Annotated in this window: 28 protein-coding genes; 19 read left to right on the forward strand and 9 right to left on the reverse strand. The window is 72.9% G+C overall.

The window, feature by feature from the left end; genetic code table 11:
* Window positions 1-25: 25 nt before the first annotated feature.
* The 5 genes from AB0C62_RS02880 to AB0C62_RS02900 are packed head-to-tail and all read left to right on the forward strand — an operon-like array spanning window position 26 to window position 4,274.
* The gene (locus tag AB0C62_RS02880) at window positions 26-937 is read left to right on the forward strand and encodes a NifU family protein (RefSeq protein WP_362969305.1); all 912 of its coding nucleotides are present in this window, start codon (window positions 26-28) and stop codon (window positions 935-937) included.
* Window positions 934-1,629, forward strand: coding sequence for a DUF5947 family protein (locus AB0C62_RS02885; protein WP_362969306.1), 696 nt, complete (start codon window positions 934-936; stop codon window positions 1,627-1,629). Before AB0C62_RS02880 ends, AB0C62_RS02885 begins: the two co-directional genes overlap by 4 nt.
* A complete protein-coding gene (locus AB0C62_RS02890) occupies window positions 1,626-2,267 on the forward strand; it encodes a DUF6084 family protein (RefSeq protein ID WP_164374715.1) in 642 nt (213 codons plus the stop codon). The genes AB0C62_RS02885 and AB0C62_RS02890 overlap by 4 nt, the downstream gene beginning before the upstream one ends.
* Before the next feature lies 1 nt (window position 2,268).
* Entirely contained in the window at window positions 2,269-3,717 is a 1,449-nt protein-coding gene (locus AB0C62_RS02895; protein ID WP_362969307.1) for a hypothetical protein, read from the forward strand.
* Window positions 3,714-4,274, forward strand: coding sequence for a hydrogenase maturation protease (locus AB0C62_RS02900; protein WP_362969308.1), 561 nt, complete (start codon window positions 3,714-3,716; stop codon window positions 4,272-4,274). The genes AB0C62_RS02895 and AB0C62_RS02900 overlap by 4 nt, the downstream gene beginning before the upstream one ends.
* 97 nt (window positions 4,275-4,371) lie before the next feature.
* Here AB0C62_RS02900 and AB0C62_RS02905 read toward each other — a convergent pair whose 3' ends face one another.
* Window positions 4,372-4,812: a helix-turn-helix transcriptional regulator gene (locus AB0C62_RS02905; RefSeq protein WP_362969309.1), complete on the reverse strand. Its 441-nt coding sequence runs from the start codon at window positions 4,810-4,812 to the stop codon at window positions 4,372-4,374.
* Between the two features lie 85 nt (window positions 4,813-4,897).
* Here AB0C62_RS02905 and AB0C62_RS02910 point away from each other — a divergent pair, with 85 nt between their 5' ends.
* The 8 genes from AB0C62_RS02910 (at window position 4,898) to AB0C62_RS02945 (ending at window position 13,005) form a co-directional block, all read left to right on the forward strand.
* Window positions 4,898-5,335 carry a hydrogenase maturation nickel metallochaperone HypA gene (locus AB0C62_RS02910; protein ID WP_362969310.1) on the forward strand — a complete coding sequence of 146 codons (438 nt, stop codon included), beginning with the start codon at window positions 4,898-4,900 and terminating at the stop codon, window positions 5,333-5,335.
* A complete protein-coding gene (gene hypB / locus AB0C62_RS02915; RefSeq protein WP_362969311.1) occupies window positions 5,319-6,185 on the forward strand; it encodes a hydrogenase nickel incorporation protein HypB in 867 nt (288 codons plus the stop codon). Before AB0C62_RS02910 ends, hypB begins: the two co-directional genes overlap by 17 nt.
* A complete protein-coding gene (gene hypF, locus AB0C62_RS02920; protein ID WP_362969312.1) occupies window positions 6,182-8,542 on the forward strand; it encodes a carbamoyltransferase HypF in 2,361 nt (786 codons plus the stop codon). Before hypB ends, hypF begins: the two co-directional genes overlap by 4 nt.
* Before the next feature lie 13 nt (window positions 8,543-8,555).
* Window positions 8,556-8,894, forward strand: a complete 339-nt coding sequence (locus AB0C62_RS02925) for a HypC/HybG/HupF family hydrogenase formation chaperone (RefSeq protein WP_362969313.1) — start codon at window positions 8,556-8,558, stop codon at window positions 8,892-8,894.
* The gene (hypD, locus tag AB0C62_RS02930; RefSeq protein ID WP_362969314.1) at window positions 8,891-10,009 is read left to right on the forward strand and encodes a hydrogenase formation protein HypD; all 1,119 of its coding nucleotides are present in this window, start codon (window positions 8,891-8,893) and stop codon (window positions 10,007-10,009) included. Before AB0C62_RS02925 ends, hypD begins: the two co-directional genes overlap by 4 nt.
* Window positions 10,002-11,072 (forward strand): hydrogenase expression/formation protein HypE, encoded by a 1,071-nt coding sequence (gene hypE / locus AB0C62_RS02935; protein ID WP_362969315.1) that lies wholly within the window; start codon window positions 10,002-10,004, stop codon window positions 11,070-11,072. Before hypD ends, hypE begins: the two co-directional genes overlap by 8 nt.
* A gap of 262 nt (window positions 11,073-11,334) precedes the next feature.
* Entirely contained in the window at window positions 11,335-11,700 is a 366-nt protein-coding gene (locus AB0C62_RS02940; RefSeq protein ID WP_362969316.1) for a DUF779 domain-containing protein, read from the forward strand.
* 75 nt (window positions 11,701-11,775) lie between these two features.
* Window positions 11,776-13,005: a phosphodiester glycosidase family protein gene (locus AB0C62_RS02945; protein WP_362969317.1), complete on the forward strand. Its 1,230-nt coding sequence runs from the start codon at window positions 11,776-11,778 to the stop codon at window positions 13,003-13,005.
* 54 nt (window positions 13,006-13,059) lie between these two features.
* On the opposite strand, the gene AB0C62_RS02950 is transcribed toward AB0C62_RS02945, so the two are convergent.
* From AB0C62_RS02950 to AB0C62_RS02975, 6 genes are all read right to left on the reverse strand, one after another.
* On the reverse strand, window positions 13,060-13,251 hold the full coding sequence (locus AB0C62_RS02950) for a hypothetical protein (RefSeq protein WP_081223099.1): 192 nt from the start codon (window positions 13,249-13,251) through the stop codon (window positions 13,060-13,062).
* 104 nt (window positions 13,252-13,355) lie between these two features.
* Window positions 13,356-14,219: a phosphatidylinositol-specific phospholipase C/glycerophosphodiester phosphodiesterase family protein gene (locus AB0C62_RS02955; RefSeq protein ID WP_362969318.1), complete on the reverse strand. Its 864-nt coding sequence runs from the start codon at window positions 14,217-14,219 to the stop codon at window positions 13,356-13,358.
* A gap of 297 nt (window positions 14,220-14,516) precedes the next feature.
* The gene (locus tag AB0C62_RS02960; RefSeq protein WP_362969319.1) at window positions 14,517-15,623 is read right to left on the reverse strand and encodes an acyl-CoA dehydrogenase family protein; all 1,107 of its coding nucleotides are present in this window, start codon (window positions 15,621-15,623) and stop codon (window positions 14,517-14,519) included.
* Window positions 15,620-16,822 (reverse strand): acyl-CoA dehydrogenase family protein, encoded by a 1,203-nt coding sequence (locus AB0C62_RS02965; RefSeq protein ID WP_362969320.1) that lies wholly within the window; start codon window positions 16,820-16,822, stop codon window positions 15,620-15,622. Before AB0C62_RS02965 ends, AB0C62_RS02960 begins: the two co-directional genes overlap by 4 nt.
* Window positions 16,819-17,796 (reverse strand): NADPH:quinone oxidoreductase family protein, encoded by a 978-nt coding sequence (locus tag AB0C62_RS02970; RefSeq protein WP_362969321.1) that lies wholly within the window; start codon window positions 17,794-17,796, stop codon window positions 16,819-16,821. The genes AB0C62_RS02965 and AB0C62_RS02970 overlap by 4 nt, the downstream gene beginning before the upstream one ends.
* A gap of 124 nt (window positions 17,797-17,920) precedes the next feature.
* The gene (locus AB0C62_RS02975) at window positions 17,921-18,643 is read right to left on the reverse strand and encodes an XRE family transcriptional regulator (protein ID WP_362969322.1); all 723 of its coding nucleotides are present in this window, start codon (window positions 18,641-18,643) and stop codon (window positions 17,921-17,923) included.
* Between AB0C62_RS02975 and AB0C62_RS02980 the strand changes: the two genes are divergently transcribed.
* From AB0C62_RS02980 to AB0C62_RS03000, 5 genes are all read left to right on the forward strand, one after another.
* Window positions 18,642-19,586: an NAD(P)/FAD-dependent oxidoreductase gene (locus tag AB0C62_RS02980; RefSeq protein ID WP_362969323.1), complete on the forward strand. Its 945-nt coding sequence runs from the start codon at window positions 18,642-18,644 to the stop codon at window positions 19,584-19,586. The two genes, AB0C62_RS02975 and AB0C62_RS02980, sit on opposite strands and share 2 nt — an antisense overlap.
* A gap of 101 nt (window positions 19,587-19,687) precedes the next feature.
* Window positions 19,688-21,226: an ATP-dependent DNA ligase gene (locus AB0C62_RS02985; RefSeq protein ID WP_362969324.1), complete on the forward strand. Its 1,539-nt coding sequence runs from the start codon at window positions 19,688-19,690 to the stop codon at window positions 21,224-21,226.
* Window positions 21,223-21,696, forward strand: a complete 474-nt coding sequence (locus AB0C62_RS02990) for an NUDIX domain-containing protein (RefSeq protein ID WP_362969325.1) — start codon at window positions 21,223-21,225, stop codon at window positions 21,694-21,696. Before AB0C62_RS02985 ends, AB0C62_RS02990 begins: the two co-directional genes overlap by 4 nt.
* Window positions 21,697-21,805: 109 nt before the next feature.
* Window positions 21,806-23,197 carry an NADP-dependent succinic semialdehyde dehydrogenase gene (locus tag AB0C62_RS02995; protein ID WP_362969326.1) on the forward strand — a complete coding sequence of 464 codons (1,392 nt, stop codon included), beginning with the start codon at window positions 21,806-21,808 and terminating at the stop codon, window positions 23,195-23,197.
* Window positions 23,198-23,222: 25 nt separating this feature from the next.
* Window positions 23,223-23,462 (forward strand): DUF6213 family protein, encoded by a 240-nt coding sequence (locus AB0C62_RS03000; RefSeq protein ID WP_356434885.1) that lies wholly within the window; start codon window positions 23,223-23,225, stop codon window positions 23,460-23,462.
* 88 nt (window positions 23,463-23,550) lie between these two features.
* On the opposite strand, the gene AB0C62_RS03005 is transcribed toward AB0C62_RS03000, so the two are convergent.
* A complete protein-coding gene (locus tag AB0C62_RS03005) occupies window positions 23,551-24,777 on the reverse strand; it encodes an acyl-CoA dehydrogenase family protein (protein WP_362969327.1) in 1,227 nt (408 codons plus the stop codon).
* Window positions 24,778-24,946: 169 nt separating this feature from the next.
* On the opposite strand from AB0C62_RS03005, the gene AB0C62_RS03010 reads away from it, so the two are divergent.
* A complete protein-coding gene (locus tag AB0C62_RS03010) occupies window positions 24,947-25,591 on the forward strand; it encodes a TetR family transcriptional regulator (RefSeq protein ID WP_081223108.1) in 645 nt (214 codons plus the stop codon).
* A 7-nt stretch (window positions 25,592-25,598) separates the two neighbouring features.
* On the opposite strand, the gene def is transcribed toward AB0C62_RS03010, so the two are convergent.
* Window positions 25,599-26,138 carry a peptide deformylase gene (gene def, locus AB0C62_RS03015; RefSeq protein ID WP_362969328.1) on the reverse strand — a complete coding sequence of 180 codons (540 nt, stop codon included), beginning with the start codon at window positions 26,136-26,138 and terminating at the stop codon, window positions 25,599-25,601.
* Window positions 26,139-26,205 lie beyond the last annotated feature (67 nt).

A 26,205-nucleotide genomic window follows, 5' to 3' on the forward strand; every position in this document is an offset into this window, starting at 1 on the left:
CCTTCCTCAGGAGAGGTGCTTGCCGATGGCCGGACAGGAGACGGGCGAGCGGATCGAGACGCTGCTCGACGAACTGGCACAGCAGGCGGGACCGGAGGCACGCGACACCGCGGACGAACTGGTGCGCTCTCTGGTGGAGTTCTACGGCGAGGGCCTGGAACGTGCGGTACGGCTGCTGGGCGCCGCACCGCACGGCGCGGACCCGCTGGCCGTGCTCACCGCCGACGAACTGGTCAGCGATCTGCTGATCCTGCACGACCTGCATCCCGAGGACACCGCGACCCGGGTGGGCCGGGCCCTCGACAAGGTCCGGCCCTATCTCGGCTCGCACGCGGGCGATGTCGAGGTGGCCGGGCTCGACCTGGAGGCGGAGGACGGCCCCACGCTGCGGCTGAGACTGCGCGGCAGCTGCGACGGCTGCCCCTCCTCCACCCAGACCGTGCGCTGGACGATCGAGGAGGCGGTCGCCCGGATCGCCCCCGAGGTCGCGCACATCGAGGTCGAGGGCGTGACCGACGAGGAGGCGCAGCCGAACCTGCTCCAGATCCTCCCGCACCGCCCGGACGACGCGCCGGGCGCCGCGGGGCCGCCGCGCAACGCGGACGACCCGGCCGGCTGGTACGTCGTGGGCCCCGGCGCTCTGCCCTCGGGGGAGCCGTCCACCGGCGTCACCGAGGTGTCCGGCCGTGCTCTGCTCCTCGTCCGGCTGCCGGGCCAGTTGTACGCCTACCGCGACCGCTGCCCGGTGTGTGCCACGAGCCTCGCCCCCGCGGTGCTCGACGGCGAGTCGCTGCGCTGCGCGGAGTGCGCGGCCACCTTCGACGTGCACCGGGCGGGACGGGGCGACCGGGCCCATCTGGAACCCGTGCCGCTGCTGGAGGAGAACGGCGAGGTGCGGGTGGCGCTGCCCGGCGAGCTGCTGGGGGCGGGACCGTGACCGCCGACGTGCTGAAGCAGTTCACCCGCCGGCCGCCCCCGGCCGGTGAGCGCTGCGACCTGTGCGGTGAGCCGCTGCCGGCCGAGCACCGGCATCTCGTCGACACCACCCGGCGATCCCTGAAGTGCGCCTGTCCGCCCTGCCACCTGCTGTTCACCCGGCCCGGCGCGGGACAGGGCCGCTTCCGGGCCGTCCCCGCCCGGTACCTCACCGATCCCGGGTTCGAGCTGGAGGAGGCGGACTGGAACCGGTTGCAGATCCCCGTCGCGCTCGCCTTCTTCTTCCGCAATTCCGACCTCGACCGGCTGGCGGCCTTCTACCCGAGTCCGGCGGGCGCTACCGAGAGCGAACTCGACCCGCAGACCTGGGACGCGGTCCTCGGGCGCAGCCGGCTCGCCGACGTCCTCGAACCGGACGTGGAGGCACTGCTGCTGCACCACGAGCGAGGCACCCCGGTCACGTGCACGCTCGTTCCGGTCGACGTCTGCTACGAACTCGTGGGGCGGATGCGGCTGCACTGGAAGGGCTTCGACGGCGGCGCGGAGGCACGGGCGGACATCGCGGAGTTCTTCGAGCGGATCACGGCGGCCGCGCGGCCGTTGGAGCCGGACCGCTCGACAGCCGCCGGCTCCGGGTCGCCCGCCACGGCGGAGTCCGGGACCACGGCCACGCACTCCGGGGGCACGCCGTGACCGATCTCCGCTTCACCTGCACCGGGGTGCGCCCCGAACCCTTCGGCGCCGGACCCACGCTGCTGTTCGGGCTCCGCATCGAGGAGGCCGACCACCAGCCGGTACACGCCGTCGCGCTGCGCTGCCAGATCCGTATCGAGCCGGCGGGACGCGCCTACGACCCGGACGAGGTCGGCATGCTGGGCGACCTGTTCGGCGAACCGGACCGCTGGAGCAGCACGCTCAAGCCGCTCCAGTTCGCCCACGCCTCCATCACCGTGCCGGGGTTCACCGGCGCGACGGAGGTCGACCTCCCGGTGCCGTGCACCTACGACACCGAGGTGGCCTCGGCCTCGTACTTCCGGGCACTGTCCCGCGGCGAGATCCCGTTGCTGCTGCTCTTCTCCGGCACGGTGTTCACCGGCCGGGACGGCTTCCGGGCCGAGCCGGTGCCCTGGCACAAGGAGACCGCGTACCGGATGCCGGTGGACGTGTGGCGGAACATGATCGAGCAGTACTTCCCCAACTCGGGCTGGCTGCGCGTCCGGCTCGACGTGCTGGACGCGCTGCGCCGCTACCGGTCCTCGCGCGCGCTGCCGTCCTGGGAAAGGGTCTTCGAGGAACTCCTCGCGAGCACCGAGGCGAAGGGGGTCGAGTGAGATGAGGAACCCCCTGGAGTACGGCTTCGAACAGGCCCGCGCGGTGGCGGACGCGGTGCTCTTCGAGGGGTACGTCCTCTACCCGTACCGCGCGTCGGCGGCGAAGAACCAACTGCGCTGGCAGTTCGGCGTCCTGGTGCCGCCGGCCTGGACCGCCACCACCGGGGAGCACGCCGTGCAGCGCACCGAGTGCCTGCTGGAGCCCCGCGACGGCGACCGGCTGCACGCCGAACTGCGCTTCCTGCACGTCCGGCGGCGTACGGTCGAGCGGCTCGACCCGGACGGCGGCTACACCGAGGTCCCCGAACTGGAGCTGCCCGACCGGGTGTTGGTGCCCTGGGACGAAGGGCACGAGGAGCGCGTCCTGGTCCACGAGACCTTCGCCGAACTGACGGGTGATCAGGCTGCCCTGCACGCGGTGCGGTTCGACCTGCCGGCCGCTGTCGAGCACGAACCGGTGACCGACGCCGAGGGCCGGACGGTGGGCCGACTGGTGCGGCACAGACAGCGGCTGACCGGTGAACTGCGGCCACGCACCGAGGAGTTGCCCGGACCTTACCGGGTGCTTCGGCTGACGGTGAGCGTGCACAACACCACCGCGGCGGAGGAGGGCGCCGGGACCGACCGGGAGACGGCCCTCGCGCACAGCATGATCGGCGCCCATCTGCTGCTCGGTGTGCCCGGCGGACGGTTCCTCTCGCTGACCGACCCGCCCGAGTGGGCCCGGCTCCTCGTCGCGGCCTGCTCGAACGACCACACGTGGCCGGTGCTCGCGGGACCGCCCGGCACCGAGGACGTCATCCTGTCCTCGCCGATCATCCTGGAGGACCATCCCGCCGTCGCCGACGAGAGCCCCGGCCCCCTCTACGACGCCACCGAGATCGACGAGATCCTCTCCCTGCGCACGGCCGCGCTCACCGAGCGGGAGAAGCGCGAGGCCCGCGGCACGGACGCACGGGCCGCGGAGGTCATCGATCTCGTCGACGACATGCCGGAAGCCGTCCGGGAACGCCTGCACGGGGCGATCCGGGGCCTGCGCGACATCACCGGACAGGACACTCCGGGCGAGCCGCCGGACGGTCCGGAGAGCGGGCTGAGCCTGCCGGAGGGCCCCGGGCACCCCTGGTGGGACCCCGCGCGGGACCCCGACGGCCCGGAGGTGCCGGACGGCGTGGTCATCGACGGCGAGACCGTACGGGCCGGCAGCAGGGTCCTGCTCACGCCCGGCGCCCGCCGCTCCGACGCCCAGGACTCCTTCCTCGTCGGCCGGCACGCCACGGTCGAGGCCGTGGTCGGCGACCTCGACGGCGAGACCCACCTCGCCGTCGTCGTGGACGACGACCCCGGAACCGACCTGCGGCGCGCCCAGGGCCGCTTCCTCTACTTCAAGCCCGACGAGGTGGCTCCTCTCGGGGACGAGCTCCAGGACGGGAAGGAGGCGGCGCCATGACCGGAAGCGACCACACGGAACCGGCCGGCGCGGCCGAGCCCGACGGCACCGGGCGGGTGCTCGTGGCCGGGGTCGGCAACGTGTTCCTCCAGGACGACGGATTCGGCGTCGAGACCGTACGGCGCCTCTCCGCGCGCATGCCCGAACTGCCTCCCGGCGTCGAGCTGATGGACGTCGGCATCCGCGGGGTGCACCTCGCCTACCGGCTGCTGGAGGGCTACCGGACCCTCGTCCTGGTGGACCTCGTCGGCCGGGGCGGCACGCCGGGCACCCTCTACACGATCGACGTCGGCCCGCAGGCCCCGTCGGAGCGTCCCGGACCGGGCCCGCTGGACACCCACGCGATGGACCCGGCCACCGTGCTGGCGCTGCTGCACGACCTGCACGCCGGAGCGGGCGGCACCCTTCCCGACGAGGTGTACGTCATCGGCTGCGAGCCCGGCGCGACGGACGAGGGCATGGGTCTGACGCCCCCGGTCGCCGCGGTCGTGGACGCCGCCGCCGACCTGGTGCTGAACCTGGTGCGCCGCGACAGCGCCGTACCGCAGAGGAGCTGACGACGATGGAGGCAGCCATGGAATGGACATGGATCGGCGTGGCCGCGGGACTCGTGGTGGCCTACGGGGTCGCCCGGAACCTGTCGGACATCCGCCGCTACTTGCGCATGCGGCGCATGTGATCCGGCGTGCGCGCGTGATCGGGCGAACCACCGCCTGCGGCACCCGGGGCCCCGCCCTCGCGGCCCGGGCGGCCGGCGACGCCGTCGAGCTGCACGTACCGCTCCAGGAAGAGGTGCAGGGTGCCGTGGAGGTCGCCGAGGCGGACGAACCACAGGGCGAGGTTCATGGCGCCCTGCTGGGTGATCGCGTAGACCCTGCGGGCGGGACCGCTCTCCGAGGCGTGCCAGTGCGAGGTGACCTCACCGCTGCTCTCCATGCCCCGCAGCAGCCGGTACACGTGGGCCGGGTCGGCCTCGGCGCAGCCGAACGCGCCCAGGCGCTGAACGAGCTCGTAACCGTGGCCTTGGCGTTCGGCCAGCAGCAGGAGCAGCACCGGGGTCAGCAGCGCGCGTCGCTCGACCTCGTGGCCAGTCATCGTCTTCTCAGAGTAGCCAGCGACGCGCTCGCCACCCACCCGGGAGCGACGCCGGGCCGGACGGCGGTCACAGGGGGTGACGGCCGTGCATGAACTGTCGATCGCCGTGGCCGTCGCCGAGCAGGTCGAGGAGGCCGTGCGGGACCAGGGCCGCGCGGTGGCGTCCCTGACCCTGCGGATCGGTGAACTCGCGGGGGTGGTGCCCGAGGCGCTGGACTTCGCGTTCGCCCTGGCGACGGAGGGGACCGCGCTGGCGGGGGCCCGGCTGCTGATCGACACTGTCGAGGGGCGCGGGCGCTGCGAGGGCTGCGGCCGCGAGGCGCCGACCGGGATGCCTCCGGTGCTCTGGTGCACCGTGTGCGGGGCGACGCTGACCCTGCTCTGCGGCCGGGAACTGGAGATCGTCCGGGTGGTGCTCGCCGACGGGCCGCCGGGCGCGGAGAGCGCGGAGGACGGGCCACGGCCCGCGGCGGCCGGGCTGCCGACACGCAACGAGGAGGCGGGCCATGTGCCGCACCGTTGATCTGCATCAGGCCGTGCTGGCGAGGAACGACGAGAACGCGCTGGCCCTGCGGGGCTATCTGGGTGACCGGGGCACGGTGGCGGTCAATCTGCTCTCCAGCCCGGGCAGCGGCAAGACGGCCCTGCTCGAACAGCTGCTCGCCCGGGCGGTGGCGGGCGGCATCACGGCCGCGGCGGTGACCGCCGACCTGGCGACGGAGAACGACGCGACCCGGCTGGCCCGCTCGGGCGCCCCGGTCCAGCAGATCCTCACCGACGGGCTGTGCCACCTGGAGGCGGGCATGCTCCGGCGCAGGCTGGAGGGCTGGATGCCCGAGGGCACCCGACTGCTGTTCGTCGAGAACGTCGGCAACCTCGTCTGCCCCGCCTCGTACGACCTGGGCGAGACGCTGCGCATCGCGCTCGCGTCGGTGACCGAGGGCGAGGACAAGCCGGTGAAGTACCCGACGGCCTTCGGCCTCGCGCAGCTGGTCGTGATCACCAAGACGGACATCGCTGACGCCGTCGGCTTCGACCGGGAGGCGTTCCTGCGCGGTGTCGAGCAGGTCAACCCCGGAGTGCCGGTCCTGGAGACCTCGGCCCGCACCGGCGAGGGGGTGGACGCGCTGCTGGCCCACGTCCTGCGCGCCGCGGACGGCGAGGAGGCGCACGTCCCCGTCCTGGCCCGGCAGCACGAGCGGTACCTGCACAGCCACGAGCACGGCGACGGGACCGGCCCGCACGTTCACGGCGGCGACGGCGGCCACGATCACGGCGACGGGCGGGGACCCGCGTCGGGCGGGGAACGCCGGCACGACGGGGTGCCCGGAGCCGCCCCGGTCCCCGCCGAGGTACGGGGCAACGCGCCGTGAGCGGGATTCCGGGACGCGAGCGCCGGCACGTCACCGTCACGGGGGTCGTGCAGGGGGTGGGCTTCAGGCCGTTCGTCTACACCCTCGCCGAGGAACACGGCCTGTCCGGCTGGGTCACCAACAACGCGGGCGGTGTCGAGGCCGAGGTGGAGGGCACGGCGGCCGCCGTGGCCGCGTTCTGCGACCGGATCGGGACCCGGCCGCCGCCGCTCGCGGTGGTCGAGTCCGTCGAGGAACGTGCCGTGCCCCCGAAGAACGACGGCTCGGTGTTCACCATCCGCCCCTCCTCCGGCGGACCGGGTCGCACGCTGGTCTCCCCCGACACCGCCACCTGCGACGCCTGCATGAGCGAGCTGGCCGACCCCGCCGACCGGCGCCACCGGCACCCGTTCATCACCTGCACGCACTGCGGTCCCCGCTTCACCGTCGTCACGGCGCTGCCCTACGACCGCGCCAACACCACCATGGCGGGCTTCCCGATGTGCGCGGACTGCGCCCGTGAGTACGCCGACCCGGCCGACCGGCGCTTCCACGCCCAGCCGATCGCCTGCCGCGCCTGCGGTCCCCGGCTCACGCTGCGCACCGGGCCCGGCGACCTCCGCGCGCCGCGCGACGACGAGGCGCTGGCCGAGGCCCGGCGGCTGCTCGCCGACGGTGCCGTGGTGGCGGTCAAGGGGATCGGCGGCTACCACCTGGCCTGCGACGCGGGCGATCCCGCGGCCGTCCGCGCCCTGCGCAAGCGCAAGAACCGGGGCGGCAAGCCCTTCGCGGTACTCGCCGACTCCCCGGAGACCGTGCGGCGCCTCGCCCACCTCGGCCCCGCCGAGGAGGAACTGTTGCTCGGACCGCGCAGGCCCGTGGTCCTGCTGCGGCGCCGGGACACCACCCTCGACGCCATCGCGCCGGGGGTCGCGCCCGGCAGCCCCGACCTCGGCCTCCTGCTCCCGTACACGCCGCTGCACCGGCTGCTGCTGGGTCTGCCGGGCGATCCGCCGGGCCCCACCATCCTCGTCATGACCAGCGGGAACCGCTCGGGCGAGCCCATCGTGACCGACGACGAGGAGGCGCTGACCCGGCTGGCGGGACTCGCCGACGCCTGGCTCACGCACGACCGCCCCATCCACGTGCCCTGCGACGACTCGGTGGTCCGGGTCTGCGCCGGCGCCGAACTGCCGGTGCGCCGATCGCGCGGCTACGCCCCCTTCCCGGTCGCGCTGCCGGTCCCGGTGCTGCCGGCGCTGGCCGTGGGCGGCGACCTGAAGAACACCTTCTGCGCCGGTGACGGCCGCTACGCCTGGCTGTCCGCGCACGTCGGGGACATGGACGACCTCGCCACGCTGACCGCGTTCGAACGAGCCACCGGACACCTCACGGACCTCACCGCCGTCGCGCCGCGCCTGCTGGTCGCCGACCGGCACCCCGGCTACCGCTCAGCCCAGTGGGCGGTACGCGCCGCCGCGGCACGCGGGCTGCCGCTGCGCCGGGTGCAGCACCACCACGCCCATGTCGCCTCCTGCATGGCCGAGCACGGTCTCGACGGCTCGGCACCGGTGATCGGCCTGGCCTTCGACGGGACGGGATACGGCGACGACGGCGCGGTGTGGGGCGGTGAGGTGCTGCTCGCCGACTACGACGGATACCGGCGGTTCGCCCATCTGCGCTACGTGCCGCTGCCGGGCGGCGACGCGGCCGTGCGCAACCCGTACCGGATGGCGCTGTCCCATCTGCGGGCGGCGGACCTGCCCTGGACGGTCGAGCTGCCGTGCGCCGCCGCCGCGACGCCCGAGGAGCGCCGGCTGCTCGCACGTCAGCTGGAGCGGGACCTCAACTGTGTGCCCACTTCCAGCATGGGCCGCCTGTTCGACGCGGTGTCCTCGCTCGCGGGGGTCTGCCACCGGGTCGAGTACGAGGCACAGGCGGCGATGGAGCTGGAGAACGCCGCCCTGGGCGACCTGACCGGCCCGCTCGCCGACGACGAGCGCGACGACGCGTACCGGTTCATCCTGAGAACGGACCGCCAGGACCCCGCGGCGCCCTTGATCGCCGATCCGGGGCCGGTCCTGGCCGCCGCCGCGGCGGACGTCCGGGACGGCGTCGCGGCCGGGCCGGTGGCCCGCCGGTTCCACCGGGCGGTGGTCGCCCTGGTCCAGGAGGTGTGCGCGGTGGCACGAGACCGCACCGGAATCCGCACGGTGGCCCTCAGCGGCGGAGTGTTCTGCAACGCCCTGCTCACCGAGGGCTGCGCAGCCGTCCTCGAACGGGACGCCTTCACCGTACTGCGGCACCGCAGGGTTCCCCCCAACGACGGCGGTCTTGCCCTCGGGCAGCTGATCGTCGCCGCCCGAGCACAGGACTAGCGAGGAGCGCGTCATGTGTCTGGCCGTACCCGGCCGAGTGCTGGAGATCGAGGAACGCGACGCGACGCGGATGGCCAAGGTGGACTTCGGCGGAGTCGTCAAGGACGTGTGTCTGGAGTACGTGCCGGACATGCAGGTCGGGGACTACGCCATCGTCCACGTCGGGTTCGCCCTGCAACGGCTGGACGAGGAGTCGGCGAAACAGACCCTGGAGCTGTTCGAGAACCTCGGGGTGCTGGAGGAGGAGTTCGGCGACGCCTGGGGCAAGGCGGCCCGGGACGCCGGCGCCGAACGCCCCGCCGGAACCGGACGGCCGCCCACGGGCGGCGTCGAGAAGGAGGCGCGGCCATGAAGTACCTGGACGAGTTCAGCGACCCGGTCCTCGCCAAACGGCTCTTCGACGACATCAGGGCCATCACCACACGGCCCTGGGCGCTCATGGAGGTCTGCGGCGGCCAGACGCACTCGATCATCCGGCACGGTATCGACCAGCTCCTGCCCGAGGAGATCCAGCTGATCCACGGACCGGGCTGCCCGGTCTGCGTGACCCCGCTGGAGATCATCGACAAGGCGCTGGAGATCGCCTCCCGGCCCGACGTGATCTTCTGCTCGTTCGGCGACATGCTGCGGGTGCCGGGCAGCGGACGCGACCTGTTCAAGGTCAAGAGCGAGGGCGCGGACGTACGCGTCGTCTACTCGCCGCTGGACGCGCTGAAGATCGCCCAGGAGAACCCCGACCGGCAGGTCGTGTTCTTCGGCATCGGCTTCGAGACGACCGCCCCGCCCAACGCGATGACCGTCTACCAGGCCAAGAAGCTGGGCATCGCCAACTTCAGCCTGCTCGTCTCGCACGTCCGGGTACCGCCGGCCATCGACGCGATCATGCGCTCGCCGGACTGCCGGGTCCAGGGCTTCCTCGCCGCCGGACACGTCTGCACGGTGATGGGCATGGCCGAGTACCCCGAACTCGCCGAGGAGCACCGGGTGCCGATCGTGGTGACCGGGTTCGAGCCGCTCGACATCCTGGAGGGCATCCGGCGCGCGGTACGGCAGCTGGAGGCGGGTGAGCACACCGTGGAGAACGCCTATCCGCGCGCGGTGACGGCCGAGGGCAGTCCCGCGGCCAAGGCCATGCTGGCCGACGTGTTCGAGGTGACCGACCGGGCCTGGCGCGGGATCGGCATGATCCCGGCGAGCGGCTGGCGGCTCTCGCCCAAGTACCGCGAGTACGACGCCGAGCACCGCTTCTCGGTCACCGGCATCGACACACAGGAGTCGACCGTCTGCCGCAGCGGCGAGGTGCTCCAGGGGCTCATCAAGCCGCACGAGTGCGCCGCGTTCGGCAAGGAGTGCACCCCGCGCAACCCGCTGGGCGCGACCATGGTCTCCAGTGAGGGCGCGTGTGCCGCGTACTACCTGTACCGGCGGCTGGAGACCCCGGACAAGGAGGCGAGTTCCGTTGGCTGACTCCGCGTCGGCTCCGGTCGACTTCTCGTCCTGGACCTGTCCCGCGCCGCTGCGCGACCACGACAGGATCGTCATGGGGCACGGTGGGGGCGGCACGCTCTCCGCCGAGCTGGTGGAGCACCTGTTCGCCCCCGCCTTCGGCGGGGACGTGCTCGCCGAGCTGGGCGACTCCGCGCACCTGACCATGGGCGGCGCCCGGCTCGCCTTCTCCACCGACTCCTTCGTCGTGCGGCCGTTGTTCTTCCCCGGCGGCAGCATCGGCGACCTGGCCGTGAACGGCACGGTCAACGACCTGGCCATGGCGGGCGCCGTACCCGCCTACCTGTCCTGCGGGTTCATCCTCGAAGAGGGCATCGAACTGTCCGTCGTGGGCCGGGTGGCCGAGGCCCTGGGCGAGGCGGCCCGCACCGCCGGCGTGGTCGTCGCCACCGGCGACACCAAGGTGGTCGACGCCGGACACGGCGACGGCATCTTCATCAACACCGCCGGGATCGGCCTGATCCCGGACGGCGTCGACATCCGCCCGCAGCGCGCGGCACCCGGCGACGTGGTCCTGGTCAGCGGGCCGATCGGGGTGCACGGCGTGGCCATCATGAGCGTGCGGGAGGGGCTGGAGTTCGGTGTCGAGATCCAGAGCGACACCGCCTCGCTGGCCGGACTCGTGGCGGACATGCTGGCCGCCTGCCGTGACCTCCACGTGCTGCGCGACCCGACCCGGGGCGGCCTCGCCACCTCGCTGAACGAGATCGCCGCGGCGTCGGGCGTCGGCATCACGCTCGACGAACGGTCGCTGCCGATCCCGGAAACGGTCGCCAACGCCTGCGCCTTCCTCGGTCTCGACCCGCTGTACGTGGCCAACGAGGGCAAGCTGGTGGCGTTCGTGCCGCCCGAGCACGCCGACGCCGTCCTCGCGGCGATGCGCGCGCATCCGCTGGGCAAGGAGTCCGTGGTGATCGGCCACTGCGTACCCGACCACCCCGGCATGGTGGTCGCGGCAACCGGCCTGGGCGGCACCCGCGTGGTCGACATGCCGCTCGGCGAACAGCTGCCGCGCATCTGCTGACCGGACACGCCCACTCCCCCGTCGCCCGCCCCGCCCGGACCCGACCACCCGCAACCGCGCACACCCGGGCCGGCCCCGGTGACGCCCCGCATCCCGCGGGCGTCACCGGGGCCGGTTCTTCGCGCCCCGCGGGTGCAACCCCGTCGCAACGTCCCGGGTGGTGTGCTGGTCCACGCCCCGCGCCGGCTCTCGCCCGGCACGCGGTCCCGCCACCCGCGGGAGAGCCGTGAGACCCGAGCCGTGACACCGACGGGAAGTACCGATGGACGACGACCACGACGTCGCGCGCGTGGGGCTGACCCCCGCGGCAGCCGACCTGCTGCGACGGCTGCACGACCTGCACGGGCCCCTGATGTTCCACCAGTCGGGCGGCTGCTGCGACGGCAGCGCGCCCATGTGCTACCCGGCGGGCGAGTTCCGCACCGGAGGCTCCGACGTGCTGCTGGCCGAGCTGGAGGTCGAGGGCGTCGAGGAACCGGTGACGTTCTGGATGTCGAAGAGCCAGTACGAGCTGTGGTCCCACACACGCCTCACCGTCGACGTCGTGCCGGGCCGGGGCAGCGGCTTCTCCCTCGAAGCACCCGAAGGAGTGCGTTTTCTGATCCGTTCCCGGGTCGTCGGCCGCTAGCCACCGGCCCGGGCACCGTCCTCTGGTGCAATCCCCCCGAGTCCTGGGAAAGTTGACGAGACATCAGGGGGCACAGTGACGCGTCGCGACGGACGGTTCAGATCGGCACTGGCGGTCTTCACGGCATGCGGAGCGCTGGCCGGCGCCGCCCTGGTGGGGGCGGCACCGGCCAGCGGCGCGGAGGACACCGGGACCATCGCGCCCGGGGTCGAGTACAGACAGCTGGACATCCCCGCCGCGAAGGGTGTGGCCCACGCGCACGTCCTGACCGTCGACCTGCGCAATCCCCACGTGCGCGTCGACCTGCTGCACCCCGGAGCCGTGGCGTCACGCGAGCCCGTGTCCCTGCTGGCCGGCGGGCAGGGAGCCGTGGCCGGCGTCAACGGCGACTTCTTCAACATCGAGGAGTCCCAGCATCCGGGTGTCGAGGCCACGGGTGCGACCGTGGGGCCCGCGATCGCGAGCGGTCACGCGCTCAAGGCCGCGGTTCCGGACGGCCAGCGGTTCGGGCCCGCGCTGCCGACGGGCACGCACACCGACGACGTGTTCGGGGTGGGTGTCGACCGCCGGGCGCGGCTGGACGGCCTGGACCTCGACGGATCCGTCCGCAGCGAGGACGGCACCTGGCCGCTCGGCGGCTTCAACCAGTACGCGCTCCCGGTCGGCTCCGTCGGCGCGTTCACCTCGGACTGGGGCGCCGCGTCCCGGCTGCGCGCCACCTGCGGCACGGACACCGAGCGTGCCGCGCCGTGCAGCGCCGACACCTACGAGGTGACGGTCCGGGGCGGCCGGGTCGCGTCCGTCGCCGACACCCCGGGCGGTGGCGGCATCGCGCCGGGCACGACCGTCCTGGTGGGCCGGGAGGCGGGCGCCGGGCTGTTGCGGACGCTGTCGGTCGGCGAGCGCGTCCTCGTGCGGCACAGGCTGGTGGCCGGGTCGTCCCGGGTGCCGTACCGCTTCGCGGTGGGCGGCTATCCGATGATGTCCGGCGGGGTGCCCCTGCCGGGCCTGGACGACAGGACCTCGGCCGTACGGACCGCCGTGGGCTTCTCCGACCACGGGCACCGGCTGCAGCTCCTCGCCCTGGACGGTGCCCCGGAGTTCCGCAGCGGACTCACCATCGCCGAAGTGGCATCCGCGATGCGGCAGTTGGGATCGCAGGACGCTTTCAGTCTGGACGGCGGCGGGTCCACCACGATGGTCGCCCGGCAGCCGGGCTCCGACACCGTCAGCGTCCTCAACCATCCGACCGGCGGCGCGGAGCGCCCCGTGCCGAACGGCATCGGGGTGTTCTCCCGCCCGTGACGCACCGGCACGTCGATGGCTCCGGGGCGGGTCCCGACGGACCGCCCCGGAGCGTCACGGCGTGAGGCTGCCGACGATGTCCGCCGTGGCGGTGAGTCCGCTGTGGATCGTCGGCGCCATGCTCGTGCTGGCCAGCAGGAACCCCAGCAGGGCGCAGACCAGTGCGTGGGAGAACTTCAGCCCGTTGCGCAGGAAGATCACCGCCAGCACCAGGAGCAGCAGCACCGCAGAGATGGAAATGGCCATCGTCAACCTCCTCCGCCACGTCCGCTTCGCGGCGTTCGGCCGCAAGTGTGGCCCAGCGGGGAGTGCGTCCGGGCGGCTGACGTGTCCGCCGAACGAGTGGTGTTCTAGGTGCGGTCGTGGGCGTCCAGGAACTCCTGGAGACCGCCCAGGTCATCGGTGTTGAGGTAGTCGACGTCGGCCGCGAGGAGTTCGCGCCACAGGGCCTCGCGTGTCGGGCCCGCCACGTCGGGCGTCGCCCAGAACCTGACCTTCTGCCGGTTCCGGTGCACGGTTGCCGTGATGGCGCGCAGCTTGGCCCGTTCGGCGTCCGGGAAGGGTCCCGCGCCCAGCCAGCTGAAGTTGAGCGTCCAGTTGTCGCTGATCAGCGGGACGAAGGAGGCGGGCGCGGCGCTGCCGAGGTCGGTGAGCCGGCCGTCGTAGAAGGCGTGCCGGACGGTCTGCGCCTCCATGGGGGCCCGGGCCGCGCGGTCCCCGGAGATCACGACGGTGACGGGCCCGGGGCGCACCCGACCGTGCGCGTAGGTCGTGAACAGGTGGCGGTGGCGGCGCAGCCGGCGGTCGAGTTCGAGGTAGGTCGAGGAGCCCTCGGTCTTGATGTCGACGAGGAGTTGCAGCGGGGCGCGGTGTCCCCGGTAGACCGAGCCGTGCTGGGCGCGGACGCGGGCGGCGAGCGGGGCGAGGTAGAGGGATTCGAGGGTGCGGGTGGGGTCGAGGTCCACGGGGTCGTGGGCGACGAGGAGTTGGTCGCCGACGAGGTAGATGTCGGCCTCGACGCTGCCGAAACGGTGGTCGAGGGCGTCGAGAAGGGGGCGCGGGTGGTCGTAGTCGTTGTGGGCGTGGGCGCGCCACAGCGGACGGGTGCGGGGCTTCGCGTCGGCGGCCAGGGCCTGCGACGCGAGCGGCGCGACCGAGGTCGCGAGGGCGGCGCCGAGGGCGCCGAGTGCTCTGCGGCGGGTGGTGAGGGCCATGCTCTGCCTCCCTTGGGGGTGCCGTACGGGACCTCAGGGAGTATGCGGTCCGGCAGCGGCCAGGAAACCCTGCCGTTGCGGGAGTTGGCCGGACCGCCGTGGCACGTTCACCTCACCGGATCCGGGCATTCCGCGGTGAATCGCGCGGTCGGTGACGCCCCGTCATCCGCCCGGCCGGTTCCCTCGGACGGGAGGACGGGCTCACGGGAAAGGCCCGCCCCGAGCGGGGCGGACCTTTCCGGACTGCTCTCGGGTTCCTCTCGGAACCGGTACTCGGGTCGGTCAGGTCAGCTCAGGTCAGGGCGCCTGGAGGTCCACCAGTTCCGCCAGTGCGGCGCGATGCGCGCCCGCCGTGCCGTACGCGATCGAGTCGGCCTTGGCGCGCTTCAGGTACAGGTGCGCCGGGTGCTCCCACGTCATGCCGATACCACCGTGCAGCTGGAGGGCCTCCTCGGCCGCGTGGACGGCGGCGGGTGCCGCGTAGGCCTGGGCGACGGCCACGGCGATGTCGCCGTCGGAGCTTCCGGTGGCCAGCGCGTCGGCCGCGTTCCTGGCTGCGGCACGGGTGTTGACGACCTCCAGCCACACCTGGGCCAGCCGGTGCTTGAGTGCCTGGAAGCCGCCCACCGGCCGGTTGAACTGCTTGCGCTCCTTGAGGTAGCGGACGGTCTCCGTCAACGACCAGTCGGCGAGGCCGAGTTGCTCGGAGGCGAGCAGTCCGGCACCGGCCCGCAGCGCGCGCCGGACCGCGCTCGGCGCGTCGTCGGTGAGCAGTCGGGCCGGCGCTCCGTCGAAAGTGACCCGGGCGAGCGGCCTGGTCGGGTCGAGGCAGACCTGGGGGGTGACCGTGACGGCGTCCGCGTCGACGGCGTACAGCCCGCCGTCGTCGGCCGGCACGAGCAGGACGTGGGCGGCCGCCGCGTCCGCGATGCCCGTCAACTCCCCCTGCAGGGTGCCGTCTTCCTGCCGGACGGTCCGATGGGCGGCGCCGGGCCCGACGCTGAGCGGGACGGCGAGGGCGCCCACCGTACGACCGGAGGCGAGCGCGGCGAGCAGCTCGGCGGTGTTCGCTCCCGTGCAGGCCAGCAGGGCCTCGGTGGCGACGACGGCGCTCGTCAGATAGGGCACGGGCGCGACCGCGCGGCCCAGCTCCTCCAGGACCACGGCGGCCTCACGGTGGGTGGCACCCTGGCCCCCCTGGTCCTCGGGCACCAGGAGTCCGGCGAGGCCCATGCCGTCGGCGAGGGCCTTCCACAGTTCGGGGTCGTGCGGGGTGGCGGACTCGCTGCGGGTGATGACGTCGGCGGCGGCGCAGCGGTCGGTGAGGAGGTCGCGGACGGCGGCGCGCAGCGCCTCTTCCTCCTCCGTGTAGAGCAGATCGGGCTCGGTGCTCACCTGGCTCATCGGGCGAGGTCCTTCCATGCGACGTCCTTGTCGGTGCGCGGCTCGGACGGCAGGCCGAGGACGCGTTCGGCGACGATGTTCAGCAGGACCTCGCTGGTCCCGCCCTCGATGCTGTTGCCCTTGGAGCGGAGGTAGCGGTATCCGGCGTCCCGGCCGGTGAAGTCGACCAGTTCCGGTCGGCGCATCGTCCAGTCCTCGTACAAGAGGCCTTCCTCGCCGAGGAGTTCGACCTCCAGGCCGCTGATCTCCTGGTTGAGGCGTGCGAAGCCCAGCTTCATGCCGGAGCCCTCGTGGCCGGGCTGCCCCTGGGCGAGCTGCTGACGCAGACGTTCGCCGGAGAGCCGCGCGACCTCGGCCTCGACCCACAGCTTCAGGAGGCGCTGGTGCGTGTCGTGGGTGCGCAGTTCGGGCCGCTCGCGCCAGGTCTTCGAGACGGGGCCGATCATGCCGCCCTCGCGCGGGATGCGCATGCCGCCGATGGACACGCGCTCGTTCATCAGCGTGGTCTGGGCGACCCGCCAGCCGTCGCCGACCTCGCCGAGGCGGTGCGCGTCGGGGATACGGACGTCGGTGAGGAAGACCTCGTTGAACTCCGCCTCGCCGGTGATCTGGCGCAGCGGCCGCACCTCGACGCCGGGGTCGCTCATGTCGCAGATGAAGTACGTGATGCCCCGGTGCTTGGGCACGTCCGGGTCGGTGCGGGCGATGAGGATGGCCCAGCGGGCGAGGTGGGCGCTGGACGTCCACACCTTCTGCCCGTTGATCACCCAGTCGCCGCCGCCCTCGGCTGCGTCGGCGTCGGTGCGGACGGCGCGGGTGCCGAGCGCGGCGAGGTCCGAGCCGGCGCCGGGCTCGCTGAAGAGCTGGCACCACACCTCCTCGCCGACCCACAGGGGCCGCAGGAAGCGCCGCTTCTGCTCCTCGGTGCCGAAGCCGAGGATCGTCGGCGCGGCCATGCCGAGGCCGATGCCGATGCGCCGGGGGTCGTTGTCGGGCGCGCCCGCGGCGGCCAGTTCGGCGTCCACCACGGCCTGGAGGCGGCGCGGTGCGCCGAGTCCGCCGAGGCCCTCCGGGTAGTGCACCCAGGCGAGTCCGGCGTCGAAGCGGGCCTTGAGGAAGTCCAGACGGTCGGTTTCCCCGGGCGGGTGCGCGGCCAGCAACTCCTGGGTGCGGCGGCGCAGTTCGGCTGCGTCAGTCATGCGGCGGCTCCGTTCTCCAGTGCGGGCACCACGGCGATCCGCCCGGTGGTGACCCCGTCGGCGACCCGCTGCACGGCGGCGGCGGCCCCGCTCAGCGGTACCCGCTCGCTCACCAGCGGCTTGATCGCGCCGCGCGTGGCCAGCTCGGTGAGCTGTTCGTGGCAGTGCTGGACGAGCTTCGGGTTCTTGGTGTTGTACAGGCCCCAGTGCAGGCCGAGGATCGCGTAGTTCTTCACGAGGGCGTGGTTGAGGGCCGGGCTCGGGATGCTGCCGCTCGCGAAGCCGACGACCACGATCCTGCCCTCGAAGGCGACGACCTTGGTGGACTGGGTGTAGGCGTCGCCGCCGACCGGGTCGTAGATCACGTCCGCGCCGCGTCCGCCGGTCGCCTCCTTGACCGCGCCGATGACGTCCTCGGCGCGCCGGTCGATGACGACGTCACAGCCCAGTTCCCGTGCCACGGCGACCTTGTCGGCGCCGCCGACGACGCCGATGACGGTCGCGCCGGCCGCCTTGCCGAGCTGTACGGCGGCGCTGCCGACCCCGCCGGCCGCGGCGTGCACGAGCAGCGTCTCGCCGGCTTCCAGCCGGGCGCGGCGGTGCAGGCCGAACCAGCCCGTCTGGTAGCCGATGTGCAGGGCGGCGGCCTCGGCGTCGTCGAGGGCTTCGGGGGCCGGCAGCAGGGCCGCGGCATCCGCGACCGCGTACTCGGCGAATCCGCCGTACGGCAGGACGGGGTTGGCGATCACCCGGCGTCCGTCCTCGGTCTCGCCGCAGATCTCCACGCCGGGCGTGAAGGGCAGCGGCGGCCTGACCTGGTACTGGCCGCGGCACAGCAGCGCGTCCGGGAAGTTGATGTTGGCGGCGCGGACCGTGAGCAGGACCTGGCCGTCACCGGGCGTCGGCCGGTCCACCTCCTGGAGGCGCATCGCCTCCGCGGGCTCGCCGTTCTGGTGCACTTGCCATGCCTGCATGCGGGGCCTCCAGGGGACTGCGTCGTCTGACCGGGGTCGATCGCATACTAAGCGGTCGCTTGCCCACCTGGGAACAGGGGACGCCCGTCGTCTTCACCACTCCCTGGTGGAGCCGTCCCGGCGGTCAGATCTCCTGGCCGCGCACCTTCGGCCGGGCCCGCACGTGCATCCGCTCCCCCTGCGGCCCGAACAGGCTCAGGAACTCGACGGGCCCCTCCCCCGTCGACCCGAACCAGTGCGGCACCCGCGTGTCGAACTCTGCCGCCTCCCCGGGCCCGAGCACCACGTCGTGCTCGCCGAGCACCAGGCGCAGCCGCCCGGACATCACGTACAGCCACTCGTAGCCCTCGTGGGTCCGCGGGTCCGGGGCCAGGGACCGCTGGGGTTCGAGCACCTTGTAGGCCTGGAGGCCGCCGGGCTGGCGGGTCAGCGGCCAATGCGTGCGGCCGCCCCGCACGATGGGCTCGGCCCGGACCCGGGGGTCGCCGACCGGCGGGGCGCCGACCAGCTCGTCGAGCGGCACCTGGTGCGCCCGCGCGATGGGCAGCAGCAGCTCCAGGCTGGGCTTGCGCAGTCCCGACTCCAGCCGTGACAGCGTGCTCACCGAGATGCCGGTCGCCTCGGACAGTCCGGCCAGCGTCGCGCCGCGGTCCTTGCGGATCCGGCGCAGCCGGGGACCCACCTCGGCCAGCACCTCGTCCGTCCCGGCGTCCCCGGTCGCTCCCGGCCGGTTCGCTTCGTTCGCCCCCACGGGTGTCTCCTCGCTCATCCCCACATTGCAGAATCGGCAAGGCCATTTGTCAATCCGGTGGGCATCGGCGACGTTCGGGGAGGAGGTGGTCACCATGACCGAGACATACGAAGTGGTCGTCGTCGGCGGCGGCACGGCCGGGCTGTCAGCCGCGCTGGTCCTCGGCCGGGCGCGGCGCCGCACCCTCGTCGTCGACGCGGGCGAACCGCGCAACGCGCCCGCCGCGCACCTGCAGGGCTATCTGACCCGGGACGGCATGCCGCCCGCCGCGTTCCTCGCGGAGGGCCGCCGGGAGGTCGAGGGCTACGGGGTGGAGATCGTCCGTGACCACGCGGTGGACGTGGTCCGCGACGGCGCCGGGGAGTTCGCCGTCACGTTCGGAACCGGGCGCACGGTGCACGCTCGTCGGCTGATCGTCACCACGGGCCTGGCCGACGAGCTGCCCGCGGTGCCCGGCGTCGCCGAGCGCTTCGGACGCGATGTGCTGCACTGCCCGTACTGCCACGGCTGGGAGGTCCGCGACGAGGCCTTCGGCGTGCTGGCCGCGACGCCGATGAGCGTGCACCAGGCGCTGATGGTGACCCAGTGGTCGAAGGACGTCACGCTGTTCCTGCACACGGTCGCCGAGGACGAGCTCGCCGACGAGGATCTGCGCCGCCTCGCCGCCGCAGGGGTCGCCGTGGTGCCCGGCGAGGTCGCGGATCTGATGGTGGACGCCGACCGGCTCACCGGCGTCCGTCTCACCGACGGGTCCACGCACGCGCGCTCGGTGCTGTTCGTGGCCCCCCGGCCCGTGCCGCGGACCGGCCTGCTCGAACGGCTGGGCGCCGAGCTGGCCGAGACCCCGTTCGGCTCCTACCCGGTGATCGACCCGACCGGGCTGACGAGCGTGCCCGGCGTCTGGGCCGCGGGCAACGCGGCCGGCTTCGCCGAGCAGGTCGTGAACGCGGCGAGCGGCGGCTACCGCGCGGCGGCCACCCTCAACGGCGAACTGCTCTTCACCGACCTGGACGCGGCCGTGGCACGGGGCCGGCGGTAGGCGCCCCGGCCACCCGGACAGCTCCTGGCCACCGCACCGCGGGATCACCGTCCCGCGCCCGTACGGGTGTGAACCCGGCGTCCGCGTAGCACCATGGCTGCATGCTGCTGAGCCGGCTCGCCCATGTGTCCCAGGAGGTCGCCGCCACCTCGGCGCGGTCCCGGAAGACAGCTCTGCTCGCCGAGCTGTTCCGGGACGCCGAGCCGGACGACGTGCCGATCGTGATCCCGTATCTGGCGGGCCGGCTGCCGCAGGGGCGGCTCGGTATCGGCTGGAAGGTGCTGAGCAACCGGGTCCCGCCCGCCGCCGAGCCCTCCCTCACGGTGCGCGAGGTGGATGCCCGCCTCACCGCCCTCGGCCAGGTGTCCGGCACCGGATCGCAGGCCGAACGGGCCCGACTGGTCGGCGAGTTGATGGGGGCGGCCACCGAGGAGGAACAGCGCTTCCTGTTCGGGCTGCTCACCGGGGAGGTGCGCCAAGGCGCCCTGGACGCGGTCGCCGTGGAGGGGCTCGCCCAGGCGACCGGCGCACCCGCCGGGGACGTACGGCGGGCGGTGATGCTCGCCGGTTCGCTCCGGACGGTGGCGCGGGCCCTGCTCGCCGACGGTCCGGAGGCGCTGTCCGGGTTCCGGCTCACGGTCGGCCGGCCCGTGCTCCCGATGCTGGCGCACAGCGCCGCGTCGGTGTCCGAGGCGGTCGGCAAGCTCGGCGCCTGCGCGGTGGAGGAGAAACTCGACGGCATCCGGGTGCAGGTGCACCGCGACGGCGAGGAGGTGCGCGTCTACACCCGCACGCTCGACGACATCACCGACCGCCTTCCCGAACTGACCACCGCCGCAAGGGAGTTGCCTGGCGAGCGGTTCATCCTGGACGGTGAGGTGATCGCGCTGGACGAGCGGGGCCGACCGCGTTCCTTCCAGGAGACGGCAGGGCGCGTGGGCTCCCGCGTGGACGTGACGACGGCCGCGAAGGCGGTGCCCGTCTCCCCCGTCTTCTTCGACGCCCTCTCGGTGGACGGCCAGGACCTGCTGGACCTGCCGTTCACGGAACGGCACACGGAGCTGGCCCGTCTCGTGCCCGAACCGATGCGGGTCCGGCGGACGCTGGTGGCGGGACCGGAGGACGCCGACGACGCCGAGCGTTTCCTCGCCGACTCACTGGCGCGCGGCCACGAGGGTGTCGTGGTGAAGGCGCTCGACGCCCCCTACAGCGCGGGCCGGCGCGGTGCCTCCTGGCTGAAGGTCAAGCCCGTGCACACCCTCGACCTGGTGGTCCTCGCGGCGGAGTGGGGGCACGGCCGTCGCACCGGCAGACTCTCCAACCTGCACCTGGGGGCCCGCACCGGCGACGGCTCCTTCGCGATGCTCGGCAAGACGTTCAAGGGCATGACCGACGTGATGCTCGCCTGGCAGACTGAACGGCTCCGGGAACTGGCGGTCGAGGACGACGGACACGTGGTGACCGTACGGCCCGAACTGGTCGTGGAGATCGCCTACGACGGTCTGCAGCGGTCCACGCGCTATCCGGCCGGCGTCACCCTCCGCTTCGCGCGGGTGGTCCGCTACCGCGAGGACAAGCGCCCGGCCGAGGCCGACACGGTCGACACCCTGTTCGCCGCCCACCCGGAGGTGACGGCGTGAGCGGCAAGAGGGTCAGGCGGAGCGCGGGCCTGCTGCTGTTCCGGCGCACCGATCACGGCCTCGAGGTCCTCCTCGGCCACATGGGCGGCCCCTTCTTCGCCCGGCGGGACGCCGGGGCCTGGACGGTCCCGAAGGGTGAGTACGAGCCCGACGAGACCGCCTGGGACGCGGCCCGCCGCGAGTTCCGTGAGGAGCTCGGGCTGCCGCCGCCCGACGGAGAGGCCGTCACGCTCGGTGAGGTCACCCAGACGAACGGCAAGGTCGTCACGGCCTGGGCGATCGAGGCCGACCTCGATCCGGCGGCGATCGTCCCCGGCGCCTTCACGATGGAATGGCCGCCGAAATCGGGCCGCCACCAGGAGTTTCCCGAACTGGACCGGGTGGAGTGGATGACCCCGGACCGGGCCCGGACGCTCATCGTGTCCGCCCAGGCGACGTTTCTCGACCGGCTGGTGGAGCACTCGGCCTGAGAGCCGGCGTTCGGCCACGTGCGCCGGCTCCCACAGCAGCCTTCCGCGTTGCGGCGGACTCCGTCGCGCGGGAGGGTCGAGGAACAGTCCGCTTCCAGGAGGTCGGCCCATGGCCATCGCGACGGTGAACCCGGCGAACGGCGAGACGCTCAAGACGTACGACGCGCTCGGCGCCGAGGAGATCGAGCGCAGGCTCGCTGCCGCAGAGGCCACGTTCCGCACGTATCGCACGACCTCGTTCGCCGAGCGGGCGCGGCTGATGCACCGGGCCGCCGATCTCCTGGAGCAGGACCAGGACGAGATCGGCCGGGTGATGACGGTCGAGATGGGCAAGCCCGTCAAGCAGGCCCGCGCGGAGGCCGCGAAGTGCGCCAAGGCGATGCGCTGGTACGCCGACCGCGCCGAGGGGCTGCTCGCCGACGAGCACCCGGACGCGGCGGACGCGAAGGACTCCGGCGCCTCCCGCGTCCTCGTGCGCTACCGGCCGCTCGGCCCGGTGCTCGCCGTGATGCCGTGGAACTTCCCGCTCTGGCAGGTGGTCCGGTTCGCCGCGCCCGCCCTGATGGCCGGCAACGTGGGCCTGCTCAAGCACGCCTCGAACGTGCCGCAGACGGCGCTCTATCTGGAGGACCTGTTCCGTAGGGCGGGCTTCCCCGAGGGCTGCTTCCAGACGCTGCTGATCGGCTCGGGGGCGGTCGAGGACATCCTGCGCGACCCGCGCGTCAAGGCGGCCACGCTCACCGGCAGCGAACCGGCGGGCCGGGCGGTCGCCTCGGTGGCCGGTGACGAGGTGAAGAAGACCGTGCTGGAGCTGGGCGGCAGCGACCCGTACGTCGTGATGCCCTCCGCGGACGTCGAGCGTGCCGCACGGACCGCCGTGACCGCGCGGGTGCAGAACAACGGACAGTCCTGCATCGCCGCCAAGCGGTTCATCGTGCACACCGACGTGTTCGACACCTTCGCGGAGCACTTCGCCGAGGGGATGCGGGCCCTGAAGGTCGGCGATCCGCTCGACGAGGACACCGAGGTGGGACCGCTCTCGACCGAGCAGGGCCGCAGCGACCTGGAGGAGCTCGTCGACGACGCCGTGGAGAACGGGGCGACCGTCCTGTGCGGCGGCGAACGCCCCGACGGGTTCTCGGACGGGTGGTACTACGCGCCGACGGTGCTGACCGACATCACCCCGGAGATGCGCGTCCACCAGGAGGAGACGTTCGGCCCGGTCGCCACGCTCTACCGGGCGGCCGACCTGGACGAGGCGGTCGCCATCGCCAACGACACCCCGTTCGGGCTGAGCTCGAACGTGTGGACGCGTGACGAGGCCGAGGTGGAGCGGTTCGTGCGGGACATGGAGGCCGGCGGCGTCTTCTTCAACGGGATGACGGCCTCGCACCCGGCGTTCCCCTTCGGCGGGGAGAAGCGGTCCGGCTACGGACGTGAGCTGTCGGAGCACGGAATCCGCGAGTTCTGCAACATCACCACCGTATGGCACGGAGCGTGAGCGTTCCGCAGCTACGATCCCCTCTGTGAACCGCGAAGTGACCCTCCCCCTGATCGTCGACGACCGCGGCACGTTGCAGGTGGCGGCCGCCGACGTCAGCAAGCTGCTGCGCACGGTGGGCGGCCGGTGGCTGCATCTGGTGGAGGCCGGCCAGGACGGGCTCGACGAGGACACGGTGGCCGCGCTCACCATCGAGTTGGCCAAGCTGGCCGACCGGATCGACGTCGCCTGCATCGCGCACAGCAGCGGGACGACCGGCGACTGAACGCCCGGACGGCGCGAGCACCGCTCCGGGCCGGACCGGCCCCGGGCGGGCCGTCCCACGGACCGGCCGCCGGCCCCCTCGCCTCCGCCTAGCGGATCGCCATGCCCGACAGCGTCCGGGCGATCACCAGACGCTGGATCTCGCTGGTGCCCTCGAAGATCGTGTAGATCGCGGCGTCACGGTGCATGCGCTCCACCGGGTACTCGCGGGTGTAGCCGTTGCCCCCGAGGATCTGGATCGCCTGGCCGGTGACCTTCTTCGCCGTCTCGCTGGCGAACAGCTTCGACATCGAGCCCTCGGCGGCGGTGAACCGCTTGCCGTTGATCGCCATCCAGGACGCCCGCCACACCAGCAGCCGCGCGGCGTCGATCGACGTGCGCATGTCGGCGAGCTGGAAGGCGACGCCCTGGTTGTCGATGATCGGGCGGCCGAACTGCTCGCGCGTCTTGGCGTAGTCGAGGGCGACCTCATACGCCGCCCGGGCGGTGCCGACGGCCATCGCGCCGACGGCGGGACGGCTGGCCTCGAAGGTGGCCATGGCCGCGTTCTTCACGCGCTCACCGCCGGTCCTGGCCCGCTCCCGGGAGCGGGCGAGACGCTCGTCGAGCTTGTCCTTGCCGCCGAGCAGGCAGGAGCCGGGGATCCGCACGTTCTCCAGGACGACCTCGGCGGTGTGCGAGGCGCGGATGCCGTGCTTCTTGAACTTCTGGCCCTGGGAGAGACCGGGGGTGCCGGGCGGCACGATGAAGGAGGCGTGGCCCTTGGAACCGAGCTCGGGGTCGACAGCCGCGACCACGACGTGGACGTTGGCGATACCGCCGTTGGTCGCCCAGGTCTTCGTGCCGTTCAGGACCCACTCGTCCTTGGCCTCGTCGTAGACGGCGCGCGTGCGCAGCGAGGCGACGTCGGAGCCGGCGTCGGGCTCGGAGGAGCAGAAGGCCGCGACCTTGACGTCGTTGGCGTCGCCGTACATCTGGGGGATCCAGGTGCCGATCTGTTCCTCGGTGCCGTTGGCGAGGACGCCCACGGCGGCGAGGCCGGTGCCGACGATGGACAGGGCGATGCCCGCGTCGCCCCAGAACAGCTCCTCCATGGCCATGGGGATGCCGAGGCCGGTGGGGTCGAAGTACTGCTGGGCGTAGAAGTCCAGGGAGTAGATGCCGACCTTGGCGGCTTCCTGGATGACCGGCCAGGGAGTCTCTTCGCGCTCGTCCCATTCGGCGGCCGCGGGGCGGATGACATCGGCGGCGAAGCCGTGCAGCCAGTCCCGGACCTCCTTCTGTTCGTCGTTGAGCTCCATGGTGAACTCGGCCATGTCCCCTCCAGCGCTGCACTGATATGTTACTTGCGGTAACTGGAGTCTGTTACCGCCCAGTAGGAAAAGTCAACTCCCGGGTCCCGCCCGGCAGCCCGTTCGATCCCCGTGCGCCGAACAGTGTTAGTTTGCGCAGGCGTCACCGAATCACCACGGGTGGGGAGAGCACATGGACACCACACAGCGGACCGACCAGCAGAGGTCCGCGGACCGCCGCCGGCGCGAGCTGCTGGAGGCCGCGGACAGAGTGGTGCTCCGCGACGGCCCCGGGGCCTCCATGAACGCCATCGCCGCCGAGGCCGGTATCACCAAGCCCATCCTGTACCGCCACTTCGGCGACAAGGGCGGCCTGTACGCCGCGCTCGCCAAGCGGCACACGGACGCACTCCTCGGAGCGCTGCGGGCGGCACTGGACGCTCCGGCCGGCCGGCGTGAGCGCGTCGAGGCGACGCTCGACACCTATCTGGCCGCCATCGAGGCCCGCCCCCAGGTGTACCGCTTCCTCATGCATCCGTCGGAGGGCGGTCAGCCGGGCGACCCGGGCTTCGACGTCGGCAAGTACTCCGCGCCGGTGCTGCGCCGCATGGGCGAGGAACTGGCCGAGGTCATCGAGGAGCGGGTGGACCTCGGTCCGGGCAGCCAGCAGCTCGCGCGGGTCTGGGGTCACGGGATCGTCGGCATGATGCACGCGGCCGGCGACTGGTGGCTCGGCGAACGGCCCTGCACACGCGCCGAGTTGGTGCGCAGCCTGGCCGACCTGCTGTGGGGCCGGCTCGCCGCGGCGGGCGACCGCGTCGGCGGCCCCGGCTTCTGACCCCGCCTCATCCGCTCCAGGACGCCCGGCCCACCTGACGCAGGATCCTCTTCCTGCGCCATCCGGTGAGCCGGTCGGCGTACACCAGGCCGTCGAGGTGGTCGCACTCGTGCTGGAGGCAGCGGGCGAACCAGCCCGTGCCCTCGACGGTCACGGGATCGCCGGTGACGGTGACCCCCTCGACGACGGCACGGTCGAAGCGCTCGGTGCCCGCCTCCAGCCCCGGCAGCGAGAGACAGCCCTCGGGCCCGCGCAGGACCACACCGTCCGCCGCGACGAGCCGAGGGTTCACCACATACCCGACATGGCGGACATCATCGTCGTCGGGACAGTCGTATACGAAGACCCGGCGTCCCACGCCGATCTGGTTCGCGGCGAGACCGACGCCCTCGGCCGCGTACATCGTCGCGAACATGTCCTCGACGAGAGAAGCGAGTTGGGGACCGAAGTCGGTGACCTCCGCGCACGCCGTGCGCAGCACGGGGTCGCCGAGCAGAGTGAGGGGCCGAACGCGCCCGTGGGTGCCCGGGATGGAGCTCTGTCGCATGGCGGCAAGGGTACGGTCCTGGGAGGCGCGCGCATGTCGCGCGGGCACCCAGGTGGTGCCGCGATTC

This window comes from Streptomyces sp. NPDC048643, assembly GCF_040650615.1.
Classification (GTDB): Bacteria; Actinomycetota; Actinomycetes; order Streptomycetales; family Streptomycetaceae; genus Streptomyces.

Coding starts and splice junctions, on each gene's coding strand:
- AB0C62_RS02955 (WP_362969318.1), bottom strand. CDS start 14,219: ATGGCCCTCACCACCCGCCGCAGAGCACTCGGCGCCCTCGGCGCCGCC.
- hypB (WP_362969311.1), top strand. CDS start 5,319: ATGTGCCGCACCGTTGATCTGCATCAGGCCGTGCTGGCGAGGAACGAC.
- AB0C62_RS02970 (WP_362969321.1), bottom strand. CDS start 17,796: ATGCAGGCATGGCAAGTGCACCAGAACGGCGAGCCCGCGGAGGCGATG.
- AB0C62_RS02940 (WP_362969316.1), top strand. CDS start 11,335: ATGGACGACGACCACGACGTCGCGCGCGTGGGGCTGACCCCCGCGGCA.
- AB0C62_RS02975 (WP_362969322.1), bottom strand. CDS start 18,643: ATGGTGACCACCTCCTCCCCGAACGTCGCCGATGCCCACCGGATTGAC.
- AB0C62_RS02965 (WP_362969320.1), bottom strand. CDS start 16,822: ATGACTGACGCAGCCGAACTGCGCCGCCGCACCCAGGAGTTGCTGGCC.
- AB0C62_RS03010 (WP_081223108.1), top strand. CDS start 24,947: ATGGACACCACACAGCGGACCGACCAGCAGAGGTCCGCGGACCGCCGC.
- AB0C62_RS02980 (WP_362969323.1), top strand. CDS start 18,642: ATGACCGAGACATACGAAGTGGTCGTCGTCGGCGGCGGCACGGCCGGG.
- AB0C62_RS02950 (WP_081223099.1), bottom strand. CDS start 13,251: ATGGCCATTTCCATCTCTGCGGTGCTGCTGCTCCTGGTGCTGGCGGTG.
- def (WP_362969328.1), bottom strand. CDS start 26,138: ATGCGACAGAGCTCCATCCCGGGCACCCACGGGCGCGTTCGGCCCCTC.
- AB0C62_RS02995 (WP_362969326.1), top strand. CDS start 21,806: ATGGCCATCGCGACGGTGAACCCGGCGAACGGCGAGACGCTCAAGACG.
- AB0C62_RS02880 (WP_362969305.1), top strand. CDS start 26: ATGGCCGGACAGGAGACGGGCGAGCGGATCGAGACGCTGCTCGACGAA.
- AB0C62_RS02985 (WP_362969324.1), top strand. CDS start 19,688: ATGCTGCTGAGCCGGCTCGCCCATGTGTCCCAGGAGGTCGCCGCCACC.
- AB0C62_RS02900 (WP_362969308.1), top strand. CDS start 3,714: ATGACCGGAAGCGACCACACGGAACCGGCCGGCGCGGCCGAGCCCGAC.
- hypD (WP_362969314.1), top strand. CDS start 8,891: ATGAAGTACCTGGACGAGTTCAGCGACCCGGTCCTCGCCAAACGGCTC.
- AB0C62_RS02905 (WP_362969309.1), bottom strand. CDS start 4,812: ATGACTGGCCACGAGGTCGAGCGACGCGCGCTGCTGACCCCGGTGCTG.
- AB0C62_RS02960 (WP_362969319.1), bottom strand. CDS start 15,623: ATGAGCCAGGTGAGCACCGAGCCCGATCTGCTCTACACGGAGGAGGAA.
- AB0C62_RS02895 (WP_362969307.1), top strand. CDS start 2,269: ATGAGGAACCCCCTGGAGTACGGCTTCGAACAGGCCCGCGCGGTGGCG.
- AB0C62_RS03005 (WP_362969327.1), bottom strand. CDS start 24,777: ATGGCCGAGTTCACCATGGAGCTCAACGACGAACAGAAGGAGGTCCGG.
- AB0C62_RS02925 (WP_362969313.1), top strand. CDS start 8,556: ATGTGTCTGGCCGTACCCGGCCGAGTGCTGGAGATCGAGGAACGCGAC.